General features: G+C 58.2%; 26 protein-coding genes. 11 read left to right on the forward strand and 15 right to left on the reverse strand.

Going from position 1 to position 20,228, the window contains the following annotated elements:
* Position 1: 1 nt before the first annotated feature.
* The 4 genes from petA to zapE form a co-directional block, all read right to left on the reverse strand.
* On the reverse strand, positions 2 to 592 hold the full coding sequence (gene petA / locus BSP75_RS09105) for a ubiquinol-cytochrome c reductase iron-sulfur subunit (RefSeq protein WP_005336284.1): 591 nt from the start codon (positions 590 to 592) through the stop codon (positions 2 to 4).
* Positions 593 to 887: 295 nt separating this feature from the next.
* Complete coding sequence (rpsI, locus tag BSP75_RS09110; RefSeq protein ID WP_005336286.1) at positions 888 to 1,280, reverse strand: 30S ribosomal protein S9; 393 nt, start codon at positions 1,278 to 1,280, stop codon at positions 888 to 890.
* A 15-nt stretch (positions 1,281 to 1,295) separates the two neighbouring features.
* Entirely contained in the window at positions 1,296 to 1,724 is a 429-nt protein-coding gene (gene rplM / locus BSP75_RS09115; RefSeq protein ID WP_005336289.1) for a 50S ribosomal protein L13, read from the reverse strand.
* Between the two features lie 266 nt (positions 1,725 to 1,990).
* Positions 1,991 to 3,085 (reverse strand): cell division protein ZapE, encoded by a 1,095-nt coding sequence (gene zapE, locus BSP75_RS09120; protein ID WP_075112942.1) that lies wholly within the window; start codon positions 3,083 to 3,085, stop codon positions 1,991 to 1,993.
* Positions 3,086 to 3,225: 140 nt separating this feature from the next.
* On the opposite strand from zapE, the gene BSP75_RS09125 reads away from it, so the two are divergent.
* The 3 genes from BSP75_RS09125 to degS all read left to right on the forward strand — a co-directional run bounded on the left by BSP75_RS09125 (position 3,226) and on the right by degS (position 6,286).
* On the forward strand, positions 3,226 to 3,606 hold the full coding sequence (locus BSP75_RS09125) for a YhcB family protein (protein ID WP_005356646.1): 381 nt from the start codon (positions 3,226 to 3,228) through the stop codon (positions 3,604 to 3,606).
* Between the two features lie 81 nt (positions 3,607 to 3,687).
* Positions 3,688 to 5,049 carry a Do family serine endopeptidase gene (locus tag BSP75_RS09130; protein ID WP_005336295.1) on the forward strand — a complete coding sequence of 454 codons (1,362 nt, stop codon included), beginning with the start codon at positions 3,688 to 3,690 and terminating at the stop codon, positions 5,047 to 5,049.
* Positions 5,050 to 5,158: 109 nt separating this feature from the next.
* A complete protein-coding gene (gene degS / locus BSP75_RS09135; RefSeq protein ID WP_042061517.1) occupies positions 5,159 to 6,286 on the forward strand; it encodes an outer membrane-stress sensor serine endopeptidase DegS in 1,128 nt (375 codons plus the stop codon).
* A gap of 188 nt (positions 6,287 to 6,474) precedes the next feature.
* Here the strand turns inward: degS and npr are convergent, their stop codons facing one another.
* The 10 genes from npr to BSP75_RS09185 form a co-directional block, all read right to left on the reverse strand.
* Positions 6,475 to 6,747 carry a PTS phosphocarrier protein NPr gene (gene npr, locus BSP75_RS09140; RefSeq protein ID WP_005336318.1) on the reverse strand — a complete coding sequence of 91 codons (273 nt, stop codon included), beginning with the start codon at positions 6,745 to 6,747 and terminating at the stop codon, positions 6,475 to 6,477.
* A gap of 20 nt (positions 6,748 to 6,767) precedes the next feature.
* Positions 6,768 to 7,634, reverse strand: coding sequence for an RNase adapter RapZ (rapZ, locus tag BSP75_RS09145; protein WP_075112943.1), 867 nt, complete (start codon positions 7,632 to 7,634; stop codon positions 6,768 to 6,770).
* A gap of 45 nt (positions 7,635 to 7,679) precedes the next feature.
* The gene (gene ptsN / locus BSP75_RS09150; RefSeq protein ID WP_042061522.1) at positions 7,680 to 8,126 is read right to left on the reverse strand and encodes a PTS IIA-like nitrogen regulatory protein PtsN; all 447 of its coding nucleotides are present in this window, start codon (positions 8,124 to 8,126) and stop codon (positions 7,680 to 7,682) included.
* 2 nt (positions 8,127 to 8,128) lie between these two features.
* The gene (gene hpf, locus BSP75_RS09155) at positions 8,129 to 8,416 is read right to left on the reverse strand and encodes a ribosome hibernation promoting factor (protein WP_005336323.1); all 288 of its coding nucleotides are present in this window, start codon (positions 8,414 to 8,416) and stop codon (positions 8,129 to 8,131) included.
* Positions 8,417 to 8,437: 21 nt separating this feature from the next.
* Positions 8,438 to 9,877 (reverse strand): RNA polymerase factor sigma-54, encoded by a 1,440-nt coding sequence (locus tag BSP75_RS09160; RefSeq protein WP_042061525.1) that lies wholly within the window; start codon positions 9,875 to 9,877, stop codon positions 8,438 to 8,440.
* Positions 9,878 to 9,942: 65 nt separating this feature from the next.
* Positions 9,943 to 10,668 (reverse strand): LPS export ABC transporter ATP-binding protein, encoded by a 726-nt coding sequence (gene lptB, locus BSP75_RS09165; protein WP_075112944.1) that lies wholly within the window; start codon positions 10,666 to 10,668, stop codon positions 9,943 to 9,945.
* A 3-nt stretch (positions 10,669 to 10,671) separates the two neighbouring features.
* A complete protein-coding gene (gene lptA, locus BSP75_RS09170; protein WP_075112945.1) occupies positions 10,672 to 11,199 on the reverse strand; it encodes a lipopolysaccharide transport periplasmic protein LptA in 528 nt (175 codons plus the stop codon).
* Positions 11,186 to 11,746, reverse strand: coding sequence for an LPS export ABC transporter periplasmic protein LptC (lptC, locus tag BSP75_RS09175; protein ID WP_075112946.1), 561 nt, complete (start codon positions 11,744 to 11,746; stop codon positions 11,186 to 11,188). The genes lptA and lptC overlap by 14 nt, the downstream gene beginning before the upstream one ends.
* Positions 11,743 to 12,297, reverse strand: coding sequence for a 3-deoxy-manno-octulosonate-8-phosphatase KdsC (gene kdsC / locus BSP75_RS09180; protein WP_075112947.1), 555 nt, complete (start codon positions 12,295 to 12,297; stop codon positions 11,743 to 11,745). The genes lptC and kdsC overlap by 4 nt, the downstream gene beginning before the upstream one ends.
* Positions 12,297 to 13,292, reverse strand: coding sequence for a KpsF/GutQ family sugar-phosphate isomerase (locus BSP75_RS09185; protein WP_042655659.1), 996 nt, complete (start codon positions 13,290 to 13,292; stop codon positions 12,297 to 12,299). Before BSP75_RS09185 ends, kdsC begins: the two co-directional genes overlap by 1 nt.
* Positions 13,293 to 13,499: 207 nt before the next feature.
* Between BSP75_RS09185 and mlaF the strand changes: the two genes are divergently transcribed.
* Genes mlaF through murA form a run of 7 tightly spaced genes read left to right on the forward strand, consistent with a single transcriptional unit; the run spans position 13,500 to position 18,020 of the window.
* On the forward strand, positions 13,500 to 14,300 hold the full coding sequence (gene mlaF, locus BSP75_RS09190; RefSeq protein WP_058053466.1) for a phospholipid ABC transporter ATP-binding protein MlaF: 801 nt from the start codon (positions 13,500 to 13,502) through the stop codon (positions 14,298 to 14,300).
* The gene (mlaE, locus tag BSP75_RS09195) at positions 14,300 to 15,079 is read left to right on the forward strand and encodes a lipid asymmetry maintenance ABC transporter permease subunit MlaE (RefSeq protein ID WP_042655657.1); all 780 of its coding nucleotides are present in this window, start codon (positions 14,300 to 14,302) and stop codon (positions 15,077 to 15,079) included. Before mlaF ends, mlaE begins: the two co-directional genes overlap by 1 nt.
* A gap of 7 nt (positions 15,080 to 15,086) precedes the next feature.
* A complete protein-coding gene (mlaD, locus tag BSP75_RS09200; protein WP_058053468.1) occupies positions 15,087 to 15,584 on the forward strand; it encodes an outer membrane lipid asymmetry maintenance protein MlaD in 498 nt (165 codons plus the stop codon).
* Between the two features lie 2 nt (positions 15,585 to 15,586).
* On the forward strand, positions 15,587 to 16,219 hold the full coding sequence (locus BSP75_RS09205) for a phospholipid-binding protein MlaC (protein WP_042655655.1): 633 nt from the start codon (positions 15,587 to 15,589) through the stop codon (positions 16,217 to 16,219).
* On the forward strand, positions 16,216 to 16,488 hold the full coding sequence (locus BSP75_RS09210; RefSeq protein WP_075112948.1) for an STAS domain-containing protein: 273 nt from the start codon (positions 16,216 to 16,218) through the stop codon (positions 16,486 to 16,488). Before BSP75_RS09205 ends, BSP75_RS09210 begins: the two co-directional genes overlap by 4 nt.
* Complete coding sequence (gene ibaG / locus BSP75_RS09215; RefSeq protein WP_005306001.1) at positions 16,488 to 16,745, forward strand: BolA family iron metabolism protein IbaG; 258 nt, start codon at positions 16,488 to 16,490, stop codon at positions 16,743 to 16,745. The genes BSP75_RS09210 and ibaG overlap by 1 nt, the downstream gene beginning before the upstream one ends.
* Positions 16,746 to 16,763: 18 nt before the next feature.
* Positions 16,764 to 18,020, forward strand: a complete 1,257-nt coding sequence (gene murA, locus BSP75_RS09220) for a UDP-N-acetylglucosamine 1-carboxyvinyltransferase (RefSeq protein WP_075112949.1) — start codon at positions 16,764 to 16,766, stop codon at positions 18,018 to 18,020.
* Between the two features lie 87 nt (positions 18,021 to 18,107).
* On the opposite strand, the gene pmbA is transcribed toward murA, so the two are convergent.
* Positions 18,108 to 19,451 (reverse strand): metalloprotease PmbA, encoded by a 1,344-nt coding sequence (gene pmbA, locus BSP75_RS09225; RefSeq protein ID WP_075112950.1) that lies wholly within the window; start codon positions 19,449 to 19,451, stop codon positions 18,108 to 18,110.
* Between the two features lie 114 nt (positions 19,452 to 19,565).
* Here pmbA and yjgA point away from each other — a divergent pair, with 114 nt between their 5' ends.
* Positions 19,566 to 20,090 (forward strand): ribosome biogenesis factor YjgA, encoded by a 525-nt coding sequence (gene yjgA / locus BSP75_RS09230; RefSeq protein ID WP_042061545.1) that lies wholly within the window; start codon positions 19,566 to 19,568, stop codon positions 20,088 to 20,090.
* Positions 20,091 to 20,228 lie beyond the last annotated feature (138 nt).

The raw sequence follows: 20,228 nt of genomic DNA on the forward strand, positions 1-20,228 counted from the left end.
GTCAGGCCTCCTTGCCATCGGCACCGACCTGAATGGTGGTGTCATTAATGAATTGATAAGGCGGAATGACCAGGTTCAGCGGTGCAGGCACCCCCTGGAACACACGGCCGGCCATGTCGAACTTGGAGCCATGGCACGGACAGAAGAAGCCGGACGTGACGCCCTGCACCTGCTCGCCAAAGCTGTCAGGCAGATAGGAAGGTGAACACCCGAGGTGGGTGCAAATACCGACCGCGACAAAAATCTCGGGCTTGATCGATCTGTACCCGTTATGGGCATAGTCAGGCTGCTGCGGCTCTTCAGATGAGGGATCCCGCAGCTTGTCATCATGGGCGGCCAAGGCATCCAGCGTCTGTTTGGTGCGTTTCACCACCCAGACAGGCTTGCCTCGCCACTCGACACGGATGAGCTGACCCGGTTCCAACTTGCTGATATCGACTTCAACCGGCGCACCGGCTGCTTTGGCCTTGGCACTCGGATTCCATGACTTTATAAACGGCACTGCGGTAAACGCAGCTCCTACCCCACCAACGGCAACCGTTGACCAGGTAAGAAATCTGCGGCGACCGGTATCAACTGGCGCATTGCTCATCCAAAAACTCTCCCATGTGGACTCCGCACATTCTTATAGTGTCCCTGTTCCCCATTTTTCCCGTGACAACAGCGGCGGAAGCTGGATTTACAATTGCCACAGAAAACAGGGGAAATTTTAAAGAAAAGATAACAACTTGACAAGAAAGAGCGGTGAGCAATGAAAACAATAAAGAAACAATTTTTTGTCTTTTGTGACGCGTGGTTAGCATTGATGTCGGTAATATTACCAATAAAAAAAGCCTGGCGGCTGCCAGGCTTTTTTGACACTCGAAAGAGTGAGTACCAAAAGCGAATTAACGCTTGGAGTACTGCGGACGCTTACGAGCTTTGTGCAGACCGACTTTCTTACGCTCAACCTTACGGGCATCGCGAGTAACAAAGCCAGCTTTACGCAGTTCGGAACGCAGGGTTTCGTCGTACTGCATCAGAGCACGAGTGATACCGTGGCGGATCGCACCAGCTTGACCGGAGATGCCACCACCGTTAACGGTGATGTACAGATCCAGTTTCTCGGTCATCTCAACCAGTTCCAGCGGCTGACGAACTACCATGCGGGCAGTCGGACGGCCGAAGTACTGCTCCAGGGAGCGCTGGTTGATTACGATCTTGCCGCTACCCGCTTTGATAAATACGCGAGCAGTGGAGCTTTTGCGACGGCCGGTACCGTAGTATTGATTTTCTGCCATGTTGCCAGTTCCCGATTAGATATCCAGTACTTGAGGTTGCTGAGCAGCATGAGCATGCTCGGCGCCTGCGTAAACTTTCAGTTTACGGAACATGGCACGGCCCAGAGGACCTTTCGGCAGCATGCCTTTGACGGCAGCTTCGATTACCATTTCCGGTTTACGCTGAATCAGCTTGTCGAAGCTGATTGACTTGATACCACCCGGGAAACCGGAGTGAGCGTGGTACATTTTGTCGGTAAATTTCTTACCGGTTACGTGTACCTTCTCAGCGTTTACAACGATGATGTAATCACCGGTGTCAACGTGCGGAGTGTATTCAGCTTTGTGCTTACCACGCAGACGAGCAGCGATCTCGGTTGCGATACGACCCAGAGTTTTACCTTCTGCGTCCACAATGTACCAGTCACGTTTTACGGTTTCTGGCTTGGCAACGAAAGTTTTCATTAAGTTAAACCCAATTACCTGTTACAGACCCAATTGCTTATGGGGGCTCTCCCACAAACAACAAACGATGGCCTACCTGTACCCCTTCGAATACAAGTAAAGCTTAAAGTGTTGCTGTCTTATCGACAGCTGTAACGTGGGCCGGGCGATTATAAGTGAAGTTGCCTTAAATATCACCTGCTAATTTCACTGCCATGAAGCTAGCAAATGTCGCCCGGCCCTACCTGCCGCAGATGCCCATCCGACTGGCAGGCGCGGTATTGTGACTAAGGAAGGTGCACTCTGGCAAGGTATTCGTGCGATTGCATTTCCTGAAGCCGCGAAAGACAGCGTTTGAATTCGAAATTCAGCAGCCCTTCGCCGTAGAGTTCTGCCATGGGAACCGCCGCCGACATGATGAGCTTGACGTGCCGTTCGTAGAACTCATCGACCATGGCGATGAAGCGGCGAGCCGCGTCATCCGTGCCTGTGCCCATTGGCTGCACATTGGCCAGCAGGACGGTATGGAACAGCCTGGCCAGCTCGATATAGTCGTTCTGGGAGCGAGGAGTACAGCAAAGTTGCTCGAATTCCATATAGAGCACCCCTTCCCCCATCCCCAGCGACGTCAGCTGACGATGATTGACCTCAAACCGCCCCTCAGAGACCTCGTGTCCACCGGTTAATTGCTGAAAATAGTGGTCGAGATTGGCTTTTGCCTGCAAATCCAGCGGGCAATGATAAATCTCGGCTTGTTCCAGCGTACGCAGGCGATAGTCGATACCGCCATCCACGTTAAGTACCTCGCAATGGCGCTCGATAAGCTCGATAGCAGGCAAAAAACGGGCTCGCTGCAGCCCGTTGCGATAAAGATCCTGCGGCGGAATATTTGAAGTGGCGACCAGCACGACACCGTGACCAAACAGCTCCTGGAACAGTGTGCCCAGCAGCATGGCGTCGGTGATGTCTGAGACAAAAAATTCGTCGAAACAGATGATGTCTGTCTCGCTGGCAAGCTTGCTGGCCACCAGCTTGAGCGGATCGGACTGCCCGCTCAGCCCCTGCAGTTCATCGTGAATACGGTGCATGAAGCGGTGGAAATGGCTGCGCATCTTGCGCGTCCCCGGCAGGCTGTCAAAAAAAGTATCCATCAGCCAGGTCTTGCCTCGGCCCACTCCGCCCCACATATAGATACCCAGGACGGGCTCCGGCGGCTTGGGCTTTTGCAGCCAACCCAGCAGCCCTCGAGATCTGGTCGGAGTCGGGCGCCGTAGCAAATCCTGATACAGTCGCTCCAGCCTGCTGATGGCCATCCCCTGCGCGGGGTCGGCCACAAAGCCGGGGCGCAGCAGATCCTGCTGGTATTTTTGCTGCGGTGTCATCCTTGAGCGCCTCTCCAAGTCCCTGAATCGAGGACAAAATGGTATCACGGCCTCAGGACGCACGGTATAGTGCCATCAAGGCATGGCGGTTGTGACGACCGCATAAACCCATACTGTTTTAGCTGTAACAAGGAGCATCTATGAGTCTGTTAACTGGGATCCTGCTGGCTGTCGCGGCCTTGATTATCGGTATCGTTCTCGGCCGTTTTTCGGTGCGCAGCCGCGATGCCGGCCGTCTGGAACAGGAACTGAAAAAGGCCCACAAGGAGCTCGAGAGTTATCAGGGCCAGATCAACACCCACTTCGCCGACAGTGCCGCGCTGATGGAGCAACTGGCCGAGCAGTATCAGACCCTCTATCGCCACATGGCCGAGCAGAGCAAATTCCTGGCCAAGGCGCAGGAACCGCTGTTCCGCGAATCCTTGGTAGAAGAAGCCCCTGCCAATGTGGCCGAAGAGCCGGGCGTTCCGCCTCGCGACTATGCGGGCGCCTCTTCCGGGCTGCTCAAGCAACCAAACTAGTTCCTCGCGGAACTAATTGGCCAGTCCTGTGGTCTGACCTTGACGATTGCAATGCAACTTTTTCTGGGAGCTGTTTTTCATATGCGTAAACCTCTTTCCATGCTCAGTGTGCTAGCCCTCAGTGTCGGTATCGCCATGTCTGCGGCCCCTGCTCAGGCTGCACTTCCTTCCCTGTTAGGCTCAAATCAGGAGATGCCAAGCCTGGCGCCTGTTCTCGAACAGGTCACCCCGGCAGTGGTCAATATCTCGGTTTCTGGCAAAAAAATTACCCGTCAGCGTCTGCCGGAACAGTTCAAGTTCTTCTTCGGCCCCAACATGCCCGATGAACAGGTGAGCGAGCAGCCGTTCCAGGCGCTCGGCTCCGGTGTCATCGTCGATGCCAAGAAGGGTTACGTGATCACCAACGCCCACGTGGTTCACGAGGCGGACGAGATCAAGGTCAACCTGAAGGATGGCCGTGAATATGCAGCCAAAAAGATCGGTGAAGACAAGCAGTCCGACATCGCCCTGCTGCAAATCAAGGCCGAGGATCTGGTGCAGATCAAGTTCGCCGACTCCGATGAACTGCGGGTGGGTGACTATGCGCTGGCCATCGGCAACCCGTTTGGTCTGGGTCAGACCGTCACATCAGGCATCGTCAGCGCACTGGGTCGCAGCGGCCTCAACATCGAGAATCTGGAGAACTTCATTCAGACCGATGCAGCCATCAACTCCGGTAACTCCGGCGGCGCCCTGCTCAACCTGCGTGGCGAGCTAATCGGTATCAACACCGCGATTCTGGGCCCGAATGGCGGCAACATCGGCATCGGCTTTGCCATCCCCTCCAACATGGTGCGGGATCTGACCGAGCAGATCGTCAAATACGGTGAAGTGCGTCGCGGCCAGCTGGGTATTACCGGCACCGAGCTCACCTCCGACATCGCCAAAACCTTCGGCTACAACAAGAAGGATGGCGCCTTCGTCAATCAGGTCATGCCTGATTCGGCGGCCGACAAGGCGGGCATCAAGGCCGGCGATATCATCGTCAGCATCGATGGCAAACCGGTTCGCTCCTTCGGCGAGCTGCGCGCCAAGATCGCCACCATGGGCGCTGGCAAGCAGGTCGAGCTGGGACTGATCCGCGATGGCAAGTCACAAACTGCCAAGGTGACCCTGAAGCAGGCCGATGACAGCGAAGTGCGCGCCAGCGCGCTGCATCCGGCACTGGAAGGGGCCAAGCTGAGCACCACCACCGACCCGGTCTCCGGCGTCGCGGTGGCCGACATTGATCCTCGCTCTCCGGCAGCCGCTTCCGGCCTGCAGAAGGGTGACATCATCATCGGGGTCAACCGCTTGCGCATCAACACCCTGGGTGAGCTGACCAAGGCGCTCAAGAACAAGCCTGACGTGCTGGCGCTCAACATTCAGCGCGGCGACTCCTCGCTCTATCTGGTGATCCGCTAACACCTAGGTTGTTCTCCAATCCCTCTATCACCCGCGGCCTTCACCGCGGGTGATTTTTATCCACCGATAGTGTTATTCTCTGCGCGCAGCCTGTACGGATGAGAATGACATGAAAATCCCCCCTTTAGTCAGTTACTTGGGCAAGTCTGTCGGTTTTGGTTTGACCGTCGCGGCGCTGCTGTTGCTGCTGTTTCCCCATTTTCGCGGTGGTGCCCAACTGCCCGGCATCATCACCAATGCCCGTGAACTGAGTTTCTCCTATGCCGCCCATCGGGCAGGCCCTGCCGTCGTCAACATCTACACCCGCAGCTTTGCCCCCAATCAGGGCAATCAGGGAGAACTACGCCCGCAAGGGCTGGGTTCCGGCGTCATCATGAACCAGCGCGGCTATGTGCTGACCAACTACCACGTCATCGCCGATGCCGACCAGATCATCGTCGCGTTGCAGGATGGTCGGGTCTTCAGCGCCGAGCTGGTCGGCACCGATCAACTTACCGACCTCGCTGTGCTCTATATCGAGTCAGACAACCTGCCTGTGATCCCGCAAGATCCTGAACGACTGCCAGAAGTGGGGGATGTGGTGCTCGCTATCGGCAACCCCTACAACGTCGGTCAGACCATCACCCAGGGCATCATCAGTGCCACCGGCCGTACCGGCCTCTCCAGCATGGGGCCCGACAGCAATGGCCGTCAGGACCTGCTCCAGACCGATGCCGCCATCAACGAGGGCAACTCGGGGGGGGCGCTGGTCAACGGCCGTGGCGACCTGGTGGGCATCAACACCGCCACCTATCACCTCAACGGCAATCAGGAGAGCTACGGCATCAGCTTCGCAATCCCCTACCGGCTGGCAAAACGGATCATGGATGAGCTGATCGCCAACGGTCGGGTGATCCGCGGCTACCTCGGGGTCTCCAGCGTCGAGATCAATCCCATCGTCGCGCGAATGATGAACCTCGGCGACCTGCGCGGTCTGGTGGTGGAGAGTCTGGATCCCAATGGCCCGGCGGCCAAAGGCGGCCTGCAGCGAGGGGATGTGCTGCTCAAGATCAACGGAGAGGCCATCAGTGGCGTACGCAGTGCCATGGACAAGATTGTCGAGAGCCGCCCCGGCACCAAGCTGACCATCTCGGTATTCCGCTCCGGCAAGCCATTGGAAGTGGTGGTCACCATAGAGGAAGACCTGCGCTATCAGAAGCGGATGGCCAGCAGCTCGAGCGCCGCATCGGCCAGCTAACGTGCAGCTCCGGCTGTGGCGCTGCGCGCTTGTCATGAGGGAGATTATATTACTGACGAGATAATCGACCGCGACTGGGATTCATCGATGCAACAATGAGGTCGACTACCCCCTGCGGCCATACTGCGAATCCTGAATCATTACACAGCCGATCACTGCATTGCGGATCAGAATAAAACGAGGAGTGACTACTCCTCGTTGAAGCCGGAGGTGAACAGCTCCACCACGGCGGCCAAGGCCTCGACCTCTTCGGGGCCCTCAACCTGAACTTCCACCTGCCGCCCTTGCGCGGAATCCAGCATCAGCAGGCCGATGATGCTGTCAGCATCGGCCTCCACGCCATCTTCGTTGCGCAGCAGCACGTGGGCATCGAACCCCTGTACCAGCTCGAACAGCATCATGGCCGGTCTGGCGTGAATACCCAGCTTGTTTTTCACTTCAACCGAGGCGGAAACAGTCATCGGGTCGTCCTATTGGTCCATCAGGATTGGGGGGCGCTCTTGTCGAGAGTGCGGTGGCGGATCTGCACGTTCTTGCCAAGCAAGCGGAACGCGCTGGCCAACCGCTCTGCAATAAAGACCGAACGGTGCTGACCGCCGGTGCAACCGATGCCCACAGTGAGATAGCTGCGATTATTGCGCTCCAGATGGGGTAACCAGGTCACCAGCATGTTTTCGATCTGCTGGGTAAACAACATCACATCGGCCTGCGCCGAGAGGTAGTTGGCGACCGGCGCATCCTTGCCGGTAAACGGCTTGAGCTCGGGGATCCAGTGCGGATTGGGCAGGAAACGGGCATCGAACACGAAGTCAGCATCCTTGGGAATTCCGTACTTGAACCCAAACGACTCGAACACCAGCACCAGCTCGTTCTCTTTCTTGCCGAGCACCCGGGTCTTGATGAGCTCGCTCAGGTCGTGAATGCTGAGGTTGGTGGTGTCGATGCGCAGATCAGCGGTTGAAGATAGGGGGGAAAGCAGGTTGGTCTCTTCCCGAATGGCCTCATCCAGCGACAGCTTGTTGCGTGACAGGGGGTGCAAGCGGCGGCTCTCGCCATAACGCTTCAGCAGGGTGCCGTTGTCAGCGTCGAAGAAGAAGCTGGAGAACTTTACCCGCCCCTCATTGCGCACCTGGGCCAGCAGATTTTCCAGTTTCTCCGGATCGCTCGGCAAGTTGCGCACATCGATACTGACCGCCAGTTTGTCATACTGGCTCTCGACCGAGACAATCAGCTGCGGCAGCAGATTGACCGGCAGGTTGTCCACACAGTAGTAACCCAGATCTTCCAGCACTCGCAGGGCTACCGTTTTACCGGAGCCCGAACGTCCACTTACCACGATTAACTGCATCTTGTTCCCTCACGCCAAAACGGGTGTCTCATCCTTGGCCTGCTGTCAGGCCGAGGTCATGATCTGATAGAGCTCTTCATCGCTGGTTGCCTGACGCAACTGGCGGCAGACCGCCTTGTCACCCAGCTTGGAAGCCATCAGGGAAAGGGTCTTGAGATGCTGCTTGCACTCGCTTTCCGGCACCAGCAAGGCAAACAGCAGGTCAACCGGTTGATTGTCGATGGCGTCGAAAGGAATAGGGTCGGCAAAGGTCATCAGGATCGCGGTTGGCGGGAATTCATCGTCAATGCGACCGTGGGGGATCGCAATACCGGCACCGATCCCGGTACTGCCCATTTTTTCGCGGGCCAGCAAACATTCGAACAGCGCCTGACGGGAAGTGCCAAGGCGTTCGGCGGCCAGCTCGCTGATGATTTCGAGGGCGCGTTTCTTGCTGGTACAAGGGACTGCACTCTTGGTGCAGTCCCGACTCAGTATGTGTTCAAGTTGCATAGTTATTTTTTGTTTAACTTATCTTTGTGCTTGATGATCTGCCTGTCCAGCTTGTCGAGCAAGGTGTCTATCGCAGCATACATATCGGCATGTTCAGAGTTGGCGAATACTTCACCCCCGCTGACGTGCAATTTGGCTTCCGCTATCTGGTTCAGTTTTTCCACGCTAAGCACCACATGAACATTGTTGATGTGGTCGAAGTGACGCTCGAGTTTGGCAAATTTGTTGTTCACATAATCACGCAGAGCTTCGGTGATCTCGACATGGTGTCCGGTCAGGTTAATTTGCATAACATCATCCTTTTGTTTTGCCTAAACCAGGCGTTTGCGCTGATTGGAAGGTGGGATAAACAAGGATTCGCGATACTTAGCGATCGTGCGTCTCGCCACCATAATACCCTGTTCGGCCAGCAAATCCGCGATCTTGCTATCACTTAACGGCTTGGCAGGATTCTCTGCCGTGACCAGCTTCTTGATGAGCGCGCGAATTGCGGTCGATGAGCACTCTCCTCCTCCTTCGGTGTTCACATGGCTGGAGAAAAAAAACTTCAATTCGAAGATACCACGGGGGGTATGCATGTACTTCTGGGTCGTCACCCGGGAGATGGTCGACTCATGCATCTCCACCGCTTCGGCGATGTCGTTGAGCACCATGGGCTTCATCGCCTCTTCACCATACTCGAAAAAGCCCTGTTGCTGCTCGACAATGCAACTGGCCACTTTCAGCAGGGTGTCATTGCGACTCTCCAGGCTCTTGATGAACCACTTGGCTTCCTGCAAATGGGAGCGGATAAACTGGGTGTCGGTGCTGCTGCGGGCGTTGCGGGCCATGGCGGCATAGGTCTCGTTGACCCGGATGCGAGGGGCAGAGTCAGGATTGAGCTCGACCACCCACTTGTTGCCCTTCTTGACCACGGAAACGTCGGGGATCACGTACTGGGAGTCGCTCTGGATGATGCCGTTACCGGGGCGAGGCTCCAGCAGCTGGATCAGATCCAGCACCTCCTTGAGGTCGCTCTCCTTGAGTTTGGTCTTGCGGGCGAGGGTACGATAATCGCGGTTGCCGAGCAGCTCCATGTGCTCGAGGATCACCTCCTTGGCCTCATTGAGCCAGGGGGTCTGCGGGTCATACTGCTCCAGCTGAATTAGCAGACACTCCTGCACCGAGCGAGCGGCAATGCCGACCGGGTCGAAATGCTGCACCCGCTTGAGCACCGCCTCGACCTCGTCGAGTTCGACCTCCAGCTCGTCGCTGCCCACCGCCTGTTGAATGTCTTCCAGCGCAACGGTCAGATAGCCGGATTCGTCGATAGCATCGATGATGGCGAGCGCAATGGCGGCATCCACGTCGCTGAACGGGGTGAGTCGCATCTGCCACAGCAGATAATCCTGCAGGTTTTCGGTAGTCTCCCCCTGATAGACGCTATCTTCCCCATCGTGGATGGGGCCGGCGCTCTGGGCGGTGCCGGCGGAGTAAACCTCATCCCAGGTCGTATCCACCGGCAACTCGTCCGGCATCTGCTCCTGAGCCATGGCATCGCTGGAGTCCATTTGACTGTCATCGACCGGCGCTTCCGGTGCGCTCTCCTGCTGCTCGCTCTCTTCCTGCTCCAGCAGAGGGTTGTTTTCGAGCGCTTGCTGAATTTCCTGCTGAAGTTCCAGGGTGGAGAGCTGGAGCAGACGAATCGCTTGTTGTAATTGCGGCGTCATGGTCAGGGACTGACCGAGACGCAACTGTAATGTCGGCTTCATCTACGTCGGGATATCCTTATGTTCAGCGAGGCAGGCGTCAAAGGAAATGAAGGCATGCCCCCTTACTATAGACTGAATTGATCGCCCAAATAGACGCGCTTGACCTGTTCATCGGCGAGGATGTCAGCCGGTGCACCTTCGGCAATCATCTTGCCGTGGCTGACGATATAGGCCTTCTCACATACGTCCAGAGTCTCTCTGACGTTGTGGTCGGTAATCAAGACGCCGAGGCCTCTATCTTTCAGATGCTGAATGATCTTCTTGATGTCTATCACAGAAATCGGGTCAACCCCTGCAAATGGCTCATCCAGCAGAATAAAACGCGGCTCGGCCGCCAGTGCGCGGGCGATCTCGACCCGGCGGCGCTCACCACCGGAGAGGCTCTGACCCAGGTTGTCGCTAATGTGGGTGATATTGAACTCTTCCAGCAGCTGCTGAACCTTGTCCTCACGCTCCTCGCGGCTCAACCCCTTGCGGGTCTGCATCACCCCCATCAGGTTGTCGAACACCGACAGGCGGCGGAAGATGGAGGCCTCTTGCGGCAGGTAACCGATACCGTTGCGAGCCCGCACATGCATGGGCTGCAGGCTGATGTCCTGATCGTCGATGGTGATGAGACCGGCATCGCGCTGCACCAGCCCGACGATCATGTAAAACGAGGTGGTCTTGCCGGCACCGTTGGGGCCGAGCAGACCGACAATCTGGCCGGTGCCCACTTCCAGGCTGACGTCACTCACCACCATGCGGCGCTTGTAGCTCTTCTGCAGGCCCACTGCTTTTAACACTGCCATGGTTTATTTTCCCTGCTTCTGCTGATCGGTGGGCTTGTCGAAATTCTCTACCTGATCCGGCAGGAACACGGTCTTGACCCGCTGGTTCGGGCTCTTGCTCTCGGCAATCATCTTCTGTTTGACGATGTCGTAGCGGATCAGATCGCCATTGACCTGGCTATCCTCCTGCTTGAGCTGACCGTTACCGGTGATGGTCACCAGCCGGTTCTTCAGCTCGTAGCGGATGGTGTTGCCATGGGCGTTGACCGGCTTGCCGTTATCCAGGATCTGGAAGAAGGTGGCCGGTTTGCCGTAGGCGGTCATTACCTCGGCCCCTTTCTCGCCGGAACGGGTCACCACCACCTTGTCAGCCTTGATCTTGATGGTGCCCTGATTGATGGTCACATCCTCTTCGAAGGTGATGCGATTGTCCTGCATCTCGGCCACCTGCTTGACGGCATCGACGTAGACCTTCTCGGCAAAGTCGGACTCTTTGGCTGTCACCGCACCACACAACAACAGGGCTGCGAGGGCCAGATTAGCGTTTTTCATTGAAATAGATGGCATGACCTTGATCCAGTAACTCAAAATATTTGCGGTCCAGATGGCCCTTGAGGCCAACCCCTTGGGTCTGGAAATCCCGACCCAGAATGTTCACTTCCCGGTTGCTGCGCACATCCTGTGTCACCAGATCCAGCTCCAGATAGGGCGTATCGAGCGTGGAGATGAAGGAGGTGGGCAGCAGACCATCCAGATGCACCTTGTCCCGCAGGATGACGTTGTCGCCGGTGTTGAGCACGCCGGTTTCGGCGGTCACCTTCCACTCGGCGGCACCTTGCTCGTCATACATGTAGACCACCGGCTTGTCGAAAGTGGCCTGCTCGAGGATCTGATAATACTCGGCGTAGGTCGACTCCAGCCGTTCGGTGCGCTTGCCATTGATATCAAAACGGGTGGTCACCAGATCTTTGGCGACAAAATCCGGCTGATAGTTTTCGATTTTGACGGCGCTCTCCGGCACCCGCTCCACCTTGCCCAACTGCCAGGCCACCAGCGCCACCAGCAGCAACAGGGCGAACAACAGGGTCTGTCTGCTCATACCGAGGCCTCGGGCTGATAGTCGCCGTGGCCTTGCGCCTGCAGGATGAGGTCACACACTTCGCGCACCGCCCCCATGCCGCCACCCAGACGGGTGACCAGATCGGCACGGCTCAGCACCAGCGGATGGGCATCGGCCACCGCGATACCCAGGCCACAGGCAGTCATCACCGGCAGATCGATGGTGTCATCGCCCATGTAAGCGGCCTGTTCCGGGGTCAGTCCCAGCTTGGTCAGCAACGCCTCGAAGTGCGGCAGCTTTTTATCGGCCCCCTGCACCACATGCGACACCCCCAGGCTTTTCATCCGATCGCTGACGATACGGGAGTTGCGCCCGGTGATGATGGCGATCTCGATCCCGGCGTTGAGCAGCGCCCGCATGCCCGCACCATCGCGGGTACAGAAGGTTTTCAGCTCTTCACCGTTGTTTCCCATGTAGATGAGGCCGTTGGAGAGCACCCCGTCCACATCGCACACCAGCAGGCGGATTTGCGCCGCCTTATCGTACTGGCTGCGCGTCACCGGACCATAGAGGGTCGGTAAGTTTTGCATCAAATGACTCCGGCTTTCAGCAGGTCGTGCATGTTGAAGGCGCCGAGCGGGCGCTTCTCTTCATCCACTACCAGTAATCCGTTGATTTTTCTCGTTTCCATCAGCTTGACGGCTTCTGCAGCCATCATCTCTGGGCCTACGGTAACACAGTTGGCGGTCATCACACGGCTGATGGGGGTGTGATGGATATCGATCTGCTGGTCGAGAATGCGGCGCAGATCGCCATCGGTAAACAGCCCGGCCAGCAGGCCATTGCCATCGACCACCGCCGTCATGCCGAGCCCCTTGCGACTCACTTCCAGCAGCGCCTGGCTGATGGTGGCATCGATCCCTACCCGGGGCAACAGCTCGCCGCGGTGCATCAGGTCGCCTACCCGCAGCAGCAGACGCTTGCCAAGGGAACCGCCCGGGTGCGAGAGAGCGAAGTCATCGGCGGTAAAACCGCGCGCTTCCAGCAGGGCGACTGCCAGGGCATCCCCCATCACCAGGGTTGCCGTGGTGCTGGAGGTGGGCGCCAGACCCAACGGGCAGGCCTCTTTCTCCACCTTGATGCACAGGTGCACGTTGGCCTCTTTGGCCATGGTGGAGGCCGGATTGCCGGTCATGCAGATGAGCGGAATGCCGCGGCGCTTGAGCACCGGCAGCAGGGCCAGGATTTCGTCGCTCTCGCCGGAGTTGGAGATGGCGATGATAAGGTCGCCGCTGGAGATCATCCCCAGATCGCCGTGACTCGCTTCCCCCGGGTGGAGGAAGAAGGCCGGCGTGCCGGTGCTGGCGAGGGTAGCGGCGATCTTGCTGCCGATATGGCCCGACTTGCCCATTCCGGTGACCACAATCTTGCCACCGCAGCGCAGCACCATCTCGCACGCCTTGTCGAAGGCGTCATTCAGATACTGATAGAGTCCATCAATGGCTTGCTTTTCTGTGTCCAGCACCGCGCGGGCACTGCGACGAAAATCGAACAGTTCAGACACTTTCTCAGGCTTTACAGACATAAAGACACAGCTCCGGGCCGAAATTAGCTGCGGGATTATAAAAAAGTCTGCCCGGATAAGCGAATCGGATGGTAAGTCCCGCTCCCGATAACGCTCTTTGTTGCAGAAAACTGTCGTGCAAATGGGCTGACGGCCTGTTCAATAGTTGTTCCTTGCTGTTGCTTAGACCTAGACTACCCCATAAAATTCGCACCTCATTTACACCGGATGGACAATTGTTTGAACAATGACCTGATCACCATCTCCGATCTGACCTTCAGTCACGGAGATCGGCTGTTGTATGACGGGATCAACCTGACCATTCCTCGTGGCAAGGTGACCGCCGTCATGGGCCCGAGCGGCATAGGTAAAACCACCCTGCTGCGGCTGATCGGTGGCCAGCTCAAACCGGAGTCCGGTCACATTCTGTTTGACGGGGAAGATATCCCCACCCTCTCCCGTTCGCGTCTCTATGAAGTGCGCAAGCGGATGAGCATGCTGTTCCAGAGCGGCGCCCTCTTTACCGGCATGACGGTCTACGACAACGTCGCCTTCCCGCTGCGGGAGCACTCCGGCCTGCCGGAGGAGCTGATCCACACCATCGTCATGATGAAGTTGCAGGCGGTGGGCTTGCGCGGGGCGGCGAAACTGATGCCGTCCGAGCTCTCCGGCGGCATGGCGCGCCGGGCAGCGCTGGCGCGGGCGATTGCGCTCGATCCCGACCTCATCATGTATGACGAGCCGTTTGTCGGGCAGGACCCCATCACCATGGCGGTACTGGTCAAGCTGATTAAAGAGCTGAACGATGCCCTCGGCATCACCTCCGTCATCGTCACCCACGATGTGAACGAGGTGCTGACCATCGCCGATTACGCCTACATCATCGCCAATCGCAAGGTGGTGGCGCACGGCACACCGGAACAGCTGCGCGAGGAGCACAATCCCGAAGTCGAGCAGTTCCTCAAAGGATTGCCCGACGGTCCTGTTCCGTTTCATTTTCCGGCAGGCGACCTGCTACAGGATCTGTGATGTTGATAAGTCAAATAAGCAAGCTGGGGCGAGTCGGCGTGCGCGTCATCAGCGCCGTTGGCCGCGCCACCATCATGTTGTTTCATGCGCTGGCGGGCAAACCCGAGCCGCGCAAGCACTTCCCGCTGCTGGTCCAGCAGTTGTATGTGGTGGGCGTGCAGTCGGTGGCCATCATCCTGGTCTCCGGCCTGTTCATCGGCATGGTGCTCTCGCTGCAGGGTTACAACGTATTGAAAGACTTCGGCGCCGAGCAGAGCCTGGGGCCGCTGGTCTCCCTCTCCCTGTTGCGGGAGTTGGGCCCGGTGGTAACCGGCCTGCTATTTGCTGGCCGCGCCGGTTCGGCCCTGACCGCCGAGATCGGCCTGATGAAGGCCACCGAACAGCTCTCCAGCCTCGAGATGATGGCGGTCGACCCGCTGCGCCGGGTGGTGGCCCCCCGCTTCTGGGCCGGTGTCATCAGCATGCCGCTGCTGGCCTTTATGTTCAGCCTGATCGGTATCTTCGGTGGCAAACTGGTTGGCGTGGATTGGCTGGGGGTGGACGAAGGGGGCTTCTGGTCTGCCATGCAGTCCTCCGTCGACTGGGGGGAAGACATCATGCAGGGCGCCATCAAGAGCCTGATCTTCGCCCTGGTGATCACCTGGATTGCGCTCTTTAACGGCTATGATGCCAAGCCGACCTCGGCCGGGATCAGTCAGGCCACGACCCGTACCGTGGTCCACTCATCCCTCGCCGTGCTCGGCCTGGATTTTATACTCACCGCAGTCATGTTTGGATAAGGTAAAGATGAAGTTCAGCAAAGTAGAATTCCTGGTCGGCACCTTCATGCTGGCTGGCATAGCAGCCATTCTGGCACTGGCCCTGCAAGTGGCCGGTTTGAGCTTCAAACCGGAAGGAGAAACCTATACCCTGCGCGCGCATTTCGATAATATCGGCGGCCTGAAAGTCCGGTCGCCGGTCAAGGTCGGTGGCGTGGTGGTGGGTCGGGTCAGCGACATAGCACTGGACCCGAAAACCCAGGTGCCCGAAGTGACCCTGATGATGCAAAAGAGTGCCGGTGAGTTTTCCGAAACCAGCTCGCTCTCCATCCTCACTTCAGGCCTGCTCGGCGAGCAGTACATCGGCCTGATGCCCGGCTTCAGCGATGAGGAGATGGGCACCGCCATGCTCAAAGACGGTGACCTGATTGAAGACACCAAATCCGCCATCGTGCTGGAAGATTTGATTGGCAAGTTCCTCTATAGCCAATCCTCCGACAGCAAATCAGACAGCAAGAAGGAGTAATCATGTTCAAGAAAATCGCCCTGCTGCTGGGCCTGATGACCAGCATGCTCTTTTCCCTGTCTGCCCAGGCCGCAGTCGATGCCACCGACCCCAACGCGCTGGTGGATCAGGCTGCCAAGCAGACCTTCGCCCGCCTGAAGGCCGATCAGACCCAGGTGAAGAGCAACCCGGATCACCTGCGGGTGATCATCCGCGAAGAGCTGCTGCCCTATGTGGACAACCGCTTCGCCGCCTACAAGGTGCTCGGCAACCAGATTAAAGAGACCACCGAAGCGCAGCGCAATGCCTTCGTCGAGGTGTTCACCGAGTACATGGTGAGCTCCTACGCCGATGCGCTGGCCCATTTTGACAAGCAGACCGTCAAGGTCGAGCCGGGCAAGGCCCCCAGCGGCAACATCACCGCCGTCAACGTCAGCGTGAAAGAGGCCGGCAAGCCGGACATCTTCCTCGAGTTCAAGCTGCGCAAGAACAACAAGACCGGCGAGTGGAAAGCCTTCGACATGGTGGCAGAGGGGATCAGCCTGCTCTCCGCCAAACAGAGCGAGCTCGGCGGTTTGATCCGCCAGAACGGCATCGATGCGGTGATCGCCCAGTTGCGCGAACACAACGCCAAGCCGCTGGTGCTCAAGTCATGACCCTCTGCGGTGATCTGCAGGCGCCACAGGTCAATGACCTGTGGCAACGCCGTGCCGACTGGTGGCAGGATGACCGACTCGATCTCGGCGGCGTCACCACCCTCGACTCCGCCGGACTGGCACTGCTGGTCAAATGGGCCAAAGCCGCATTAGCGCGAGGCGCCACACCGCAACTGGTGGGCGCCTCCAGTGATTTCTATACCCTGGCCAACCTGTACGGGGTGGCCGGGCTGTTTCAGTCAACCCCGCTCACAACCGAGGACGCATAATGCAAGTCTCTGAAATTGAAGCGATACTCCTTGAGGCTCTGCCATTGTCCGAAGTCCATGTCAAAGGGGACGGTAGTCACTACCAAGTGATCGCCGTCGGTGACATGTTTGACGGCATGAGCCGGGTCAAGAAGCAGCAGGCCATCTATGCCCCGCTGATGGACAAGATCGCCAGCAACGCCATTCACGCCCTCTCAATCAAGGCGTTCACCGACGCCGAGTGGAAACGCGAACGTAAATTCCTATTGCCCTCCTGATTTGGTAACGAAGTAAAAATGGACAAATTCAAAATCGATGGTCGTTGCACTCTCAACGGCGAAGTGACCATCTCCGGCGCCAAAAACGCCGCCCTGCCGATCCTGTTCGCAACCCTGCTGTGTGATGAAGAGGTACACCTCTCCAACGTGCCGCGTCTGAAAGATGTGGGCACCACCATCAAGCTGCTGGAGATGCTGGGCGCGACCACCAAGGTCAACGGCAACGTCACCGTGCTGACCGGTGCGGTGAACAACCACGTCGCCCCCTACGAGCTGGTGAAGACCATGCGCGCCTCCATTCTGGCGCTGGGCCCGCTGGCCGCCCGTTTCGGTGCTGCCGACGTCTCCCTGCCCGGCGGTTGCGCCATCGGTGCCCGTCCGGTCAACCTGCACGTCCACGGCCTAGAGCTGATGGGTGCCAAGATCACCATCGAAGATGGTTACATCAAGGCCCGTGTCGATGGCCGTCTAAAAGGCGCCCACATCCTGATGGACATGGTTTCCGTTACCGGTACCGAAAACCTGATGATGGCCGCGACCCTGGCGGATGGCCGCACCGTGATCGAAAACGCCGCGCGCGAGCCGGAAGTGGTCGATCTGGCCAATTTCCTAAATACCCTGGGAGCCAAGATCCAGGGCGCGGGCACCGATACCCTGACCATCGACGGTGTCGAGCGTCTGCACGGCGGCAACTACAGCGTGCAGCCTGACCGCATCGAAACCGGTACCTTCCTGGTGGGTGCAGCGGTCACCGGCGGCAAGATCACCTGCCGCAAGACAGATCCCTCCCTGCTGGAAGCGGTACTGGTCAAGCTGGAAGAGGCTGGCGCCCTGATTGAGAAGGGTGAAGACTGGATCACCCTCGACATGACGGGCCGCCCCCTCAAGCCGGTCACCATCAAGACTGCCCCCTACCCGGCCTTCCCGACCGATATGCAGGCACAGTTCACCGTGCTGAACGCCGTCGCCAAAGGCACCGGCATGGTCACCGAGACCATCTTCGAGAACCGCTTCATGCACGTTCCCGAGCTGGTCCGGATGGGTGCAGACATCGAGCTGCAGGGTAACGTAGCCATCTGCCGCGACACCGAGCAGCTCAAGGGTGCCCAGGTGATGGCGACCGATCTGCGCGCCTCTGCCAGTCTGGTGCTGGCCGGCTTCGTGGCCGAAGGCTCCACCATCGTCGACCGTATCTATCACATCGACCGTGGCTACGAAGACATCGAGCACAAACTGCAGGGTCTGGGTGGCCGTATCGAGCGCATCAAGGGCTGATAACCCCCTGATCGCTGGCCGATAAAAAGGCCCCCTCGCGTTGGCGAGGGGGCCTTTTTCATGGTTTCGGTTCTGTTGAAACCGGGATCAGTGACCCGCCAGCTTCATATTCTCCACCAGCACCGAGCCGGTCTTGAGGCTGGAGCGCTCGTCTTCGTCACTGCCCACCGCCACTATGTGGCTGAACATCTCGGCCAGATTGCCGGCGATGGTGATCTCCTCGACCGGATAGGCTATTTCGCCATTCTCGACCCAGAAACCGGCGGCGCCGCGGGAGTAATCGCCATTGACGATGTTGACCCCCTGCCCCATCAGCTCGGTCACCAGCAGGCCAGTGCCCATCTCTTTCAGCATGCCCTGAAAATCCTGACCGGAGTTGGAAACCTGCCAGTTGTGGATGCCACCGGCATGACCGGTGGTGGTCAACCCCAGCTTGCGCGCGGAGTAGGAGGTGAGCAGCCAGCTCATCAGCTCGCCGTTACGGATGATATCCATATTGCGGGTACGCACCCCTTCGCCATCGAACGGGGTACTGGCGAGCCCGCCCAGCAAGTGCGGGAACTCCTGAATGGTGAGCCACTCGGGCAGGATCTGCTTGCCCAGCTTGTCGAGCAGGAAGCTCGACTTGCGATAGAGGTTGCCGCCGCTGATCGCCATCACCAGATGGCCCCACAGGCCGGAGGCGGTATCGGGGTGGAACAGCACAGGCGCATGGCGGGTGGAGATCTTGCGGGCGCCGAGGCGGGAGACAGTACGCTCCACCGCTTCGTCGGCAATGCGCTGCGGACTCCAGAGCCCGTCGAGGGTACGGCTGGAGGAGTAGCCGTAATCACGCTGCATGTCGCCATCCTGCTCGCCGATCAGTACGCAGCTCAGGGAGTTGCGCGAAGCCGCGTAGCCTTTGACGAAGCCGTGGCTGTTGCCATAGACCTTGATGCCGAGATGGCTGGAGAAACCGGCACCGTCGGAGTGCTTGATGCGGGCATCGCGGCCGAGCGCCAAGCGTTCGCACTCGATGGCCAGCTCGATGCCGCGCTGGGGATCCAGTTCGATTTGGTGGCACAGTTGCAGGTCGGGGGCATCCCAAGCCAGCAGATCGGCATCCGCCAGACCGGCGCAATCATCGGCCGAGGTGTGGCGGGCAATCTCGATGGCCGCTTCAACGGCGGCACGAATGGCGGGTTTGCTCAGATCGGTGGTCGAGGAGGATCCCTTGCAACCATCGCGATAGACGGCGATGCCGAGGGCACCATCCTTATTGAATTCAATGCTTTCCAGTTCACAACCCCGGGTATTCACCGACAACCCGGTCTGCTTGCTGATGGAGACTTCGGCCAGCGAGGCGCCCAGTCCCTTGGCTATCTCCAGGGCTTCGGCAACCACGGCCTCGAGATGGGCTTGATCCTGGCGGATTTGGTCTTGCTGATCCATAACTCACATCTATATGAAAGAAGGAAAGGGGGGTAAGCATATCAGACCCCTGCGCCCAGCGGGAGAAGCTGGTAACATATCCACCAAACGTGAATGACAGGAATCAAGAGACCGATGAGTCAATATCAAGACGACAACGAGTTCGAAGACTGGGGCCCGAGCAAGAGCCAGCTAAAACGCGACGCCGACGCCCTGCAAAAAATGGGCGATGAGCTGGTCAGCCTTAGCCATAGCGAACTGGAAAAAGTGCCGATGGACGAAGAGCTGGCTGATGCGATCGAGCTGGGGCGCAAGCTCAAGCCGAAAAAAGACGAATCCTACCGTCGCCATCTGCAGTTCATCGGCCGTCTGATGCGCAACCGCGACCCGGAGCCGATCATCGAAGCTCTGTCGATCTTCAAGAATCGTCACTCCACCGTGAATGCCCGCCTGCATCGGCTGGAGCAGTGGCGTGAGCGCCTGATCACCGAAGGTGACAGCGCCCTCAACGAGCTGATGTCCCAGTTCCACGAGCTGGATCGCCAGAAGCTGCGCCAGCTGATCCGTTCCGCCAACAAGGAGCGGGAGCTGAACAAGCCACCGGTCGCCTATCGCGAGATGTACCAGTATCTGCGCGGCGAGATCGAAGACCTGCTGTGATCCCCGACACACGCCTCCCTCGCGGAGGCGTGTTTCTATTGGCCCTTTTTCCCCTCTCCATCTCCCGCCATCCTGCGCGTTTAATATATCCACCATTTTGCTAGCCCAGCCACGACAACCCATCTGAACAGCCCCGTT

This window comes from Aeromonas sp. YN13HZO-058, from assembly GCF_001921245.1.
GTDB lineage: Bacteria > Pseudomonadota > Gammaproteobacteria > Enterobacterales > Aeromonadaceae > Aeromonas > Aeromonas allosaccharophila.

What these genes read in the sequence shown, in the direction of transcription:
- petA (WP_005336284.1), bottom strand. Translation starts at nt 592, where the DNA reads ATGAGCAATGCGCCAGTTGATACCGGTCGCCGCAGATTTCTTACCTGG.
- rpsI (WP_005336286.1), bottom strand. Translation starts at nt 1,280, where the DNA reads ATGGCAGAAAATCAATACTACGGTACCGGCCGTCGCAAAAGCTCCACT.
- rplM (WP_005336289.1), bottom strand. Translation starts at nt 1,724, where the DNA reads ATGAAAACTTTCGTTGCCAAGCCAGAAACCGTAAAACGTGACTGGTAC.
- zapE (WP_075112942.1), bottom strand. Translation starts at nt 3,085, where the DNA reads ATGACACCGCAGCAAAAATACCAGCAGGATCTGCTGCGCCCCGGCTTT.
- BSP75_RS09125 (WP_005356646.1), top strand. Translation starts at nt 3,226, where the DNA reads ATGAGTCTGTTAACTGGGATCCTGCTGGCTGTCGCGGCCTTGATTATC.
- BSP75_RS09130 (WP_005336295.1), top strand. Translation starts at nt 3,688, where the DNA reads ATGCGTAAACCTCTTTCCATGCTCAGTGTGCTAGCCCTCAGTGTCGGT.
- degS (WP_042061517.1), top strand. Translation starts at nt 5,159, where the DNA reads ATGAAAATCCCCCCTTTAGTCAGTTACTTGGGCAAGTCTGTCGGTTTT.
- npr (WP_005336318.1), bottom strand. Translation starts at nt 6,747, where the DNA reads ATGACTGTTTCCGCCTCGGTTGAAGTGAAAAACAAGCTGGGTATTCAC.
- rapZ (WP_075112943.1), bottom strand. Translation starts at nt 7,634, where the DNA reads ATGCAGTTAATCGTGGTAAGTGGACGTTCGGGCTCCGGTAAAACGGTA.
- ptsN (WP_042061522.1), bottom strand. Translation starts at nt 8,126, where the DNA reads ATGCAACTTGAACACATACTGAGTCGGGACTGCACCAAGAGTGCAGTC.
- hpf (WP_005336323.1), bottom strand. Translation starts at nt 8,416, where the DNA reads ATGCAAATTAACCTGACCGGACACCATGTCGAGATCACCGAAGCTCTG.
- BSP75_RS09160 (WP_042061525.1), bottom strand. Translation starts at nt 9,877, where the DNA reads ATGAAGCCGACATTACAGTTGCGTCTCGGTCAGTCCCTGACCATGACG.
- lptB (WP_075112944.1), bottom strand. Translation starts at nt 10,668, where the DNA reads ATGGCAGTGTTAAAAGCAGTGGGCCTGCAGAAGAGCTACAAGCGCCGC.
- lptA (WP_075112945.1), bottom strand. Translation starts at nt 11,199, where the DNA reads ATGAAAAACGCTAATCTGGCCCTCGCAGCCCTGTTGTTGTGTGGTGCG.
- lptC (WP_075112946.1), bottom strand. Translation starts at nt 11,746, where the DNA reads ATGAGCAGACAGACCCTGTTGTTCGCCCTGTTGCTGCTGGTGGCGCTG.
- kdsC (WP_075112947.1), bottom strand. Translation starts at nt 12,297, where the DNA reads ATGCAAAACTTACCGACCCTCTATGGTCCGGTGACGCGCAGCCAGTAC.
- BSP75_RS09185 (WP_042655659.1), bottom strand. Translation starts at nt 13,292, where the DNA reads ATGTCTGTAAAGCCTGAGAAAGTGTCTGAACTGTTCGATTTTCGTCGC.
- mlaF (WP_058053466.1), top strand. Translation starts at nt 13,500, where the DNA reads ATGGACAATTGTTTGAACAATGACCTGATCACCATCTCCGATCTGACC.
- mlaE (WP_042655657.1), top strand. Translation starts at nt 14,300, where the DNA reads ATGTTGATAAGTCAAATAAGCAAGCTGGGGCGAGTCGGCGTGCGCGTC.
- mlaD (WP_058053468.1), top strand. Translation starts at nt 15,087, where the DNA reads ATGAAGTTCAGCAAAGTAGAATTCCTGGTCGGCACCTTCATGCTGGCT.
- BSP75_RS09205 (WP_042655655.1), top strand. Translation starts at nt 15,587, where the DNA reads ATGTTCAAGAAAATCGCCCTGCTGCTGGGCCTGATGACCAGCATGCTC.
- BSP75_RS09210 (WP_075112948.1), top strand. Translation starts at nt 16,216, where the DNA reads ATGACCCTCTGCGGTGATCTGCAGGCGCCACAGGTCAATGACCTGTGG.
- ibaG (WP_005306001.1), top strand. Translation starts at nt 16,488, where the DNA reads ATGCAAGTCTCTGAAATTGAAGCGATACTCCTTGAGGCTCTGCCATTG.
- murA (WP_075112949.1), top strand. Translation starts at nt 16,764, where the DNA reads ATGGACAAATTCAAAATCGATGGTCGTTGCACTCTCAACGGCGAAGTG.
- pmbA (WP_075112950.1), bottom strand. Translation starts at nt 19,451, where the DNA reads ATGGATCAGCAAGACCAAATCCGCCAGGATCAAGCCCATCTCGAGGCC.
- yjgA (WP_042061545.1), top strand. Translation starts at nt 19,566, where the DNA reads ATGAGTCAATATCAAGACGACAACGAGTTCGAAGACTGGGGCCCGAGC.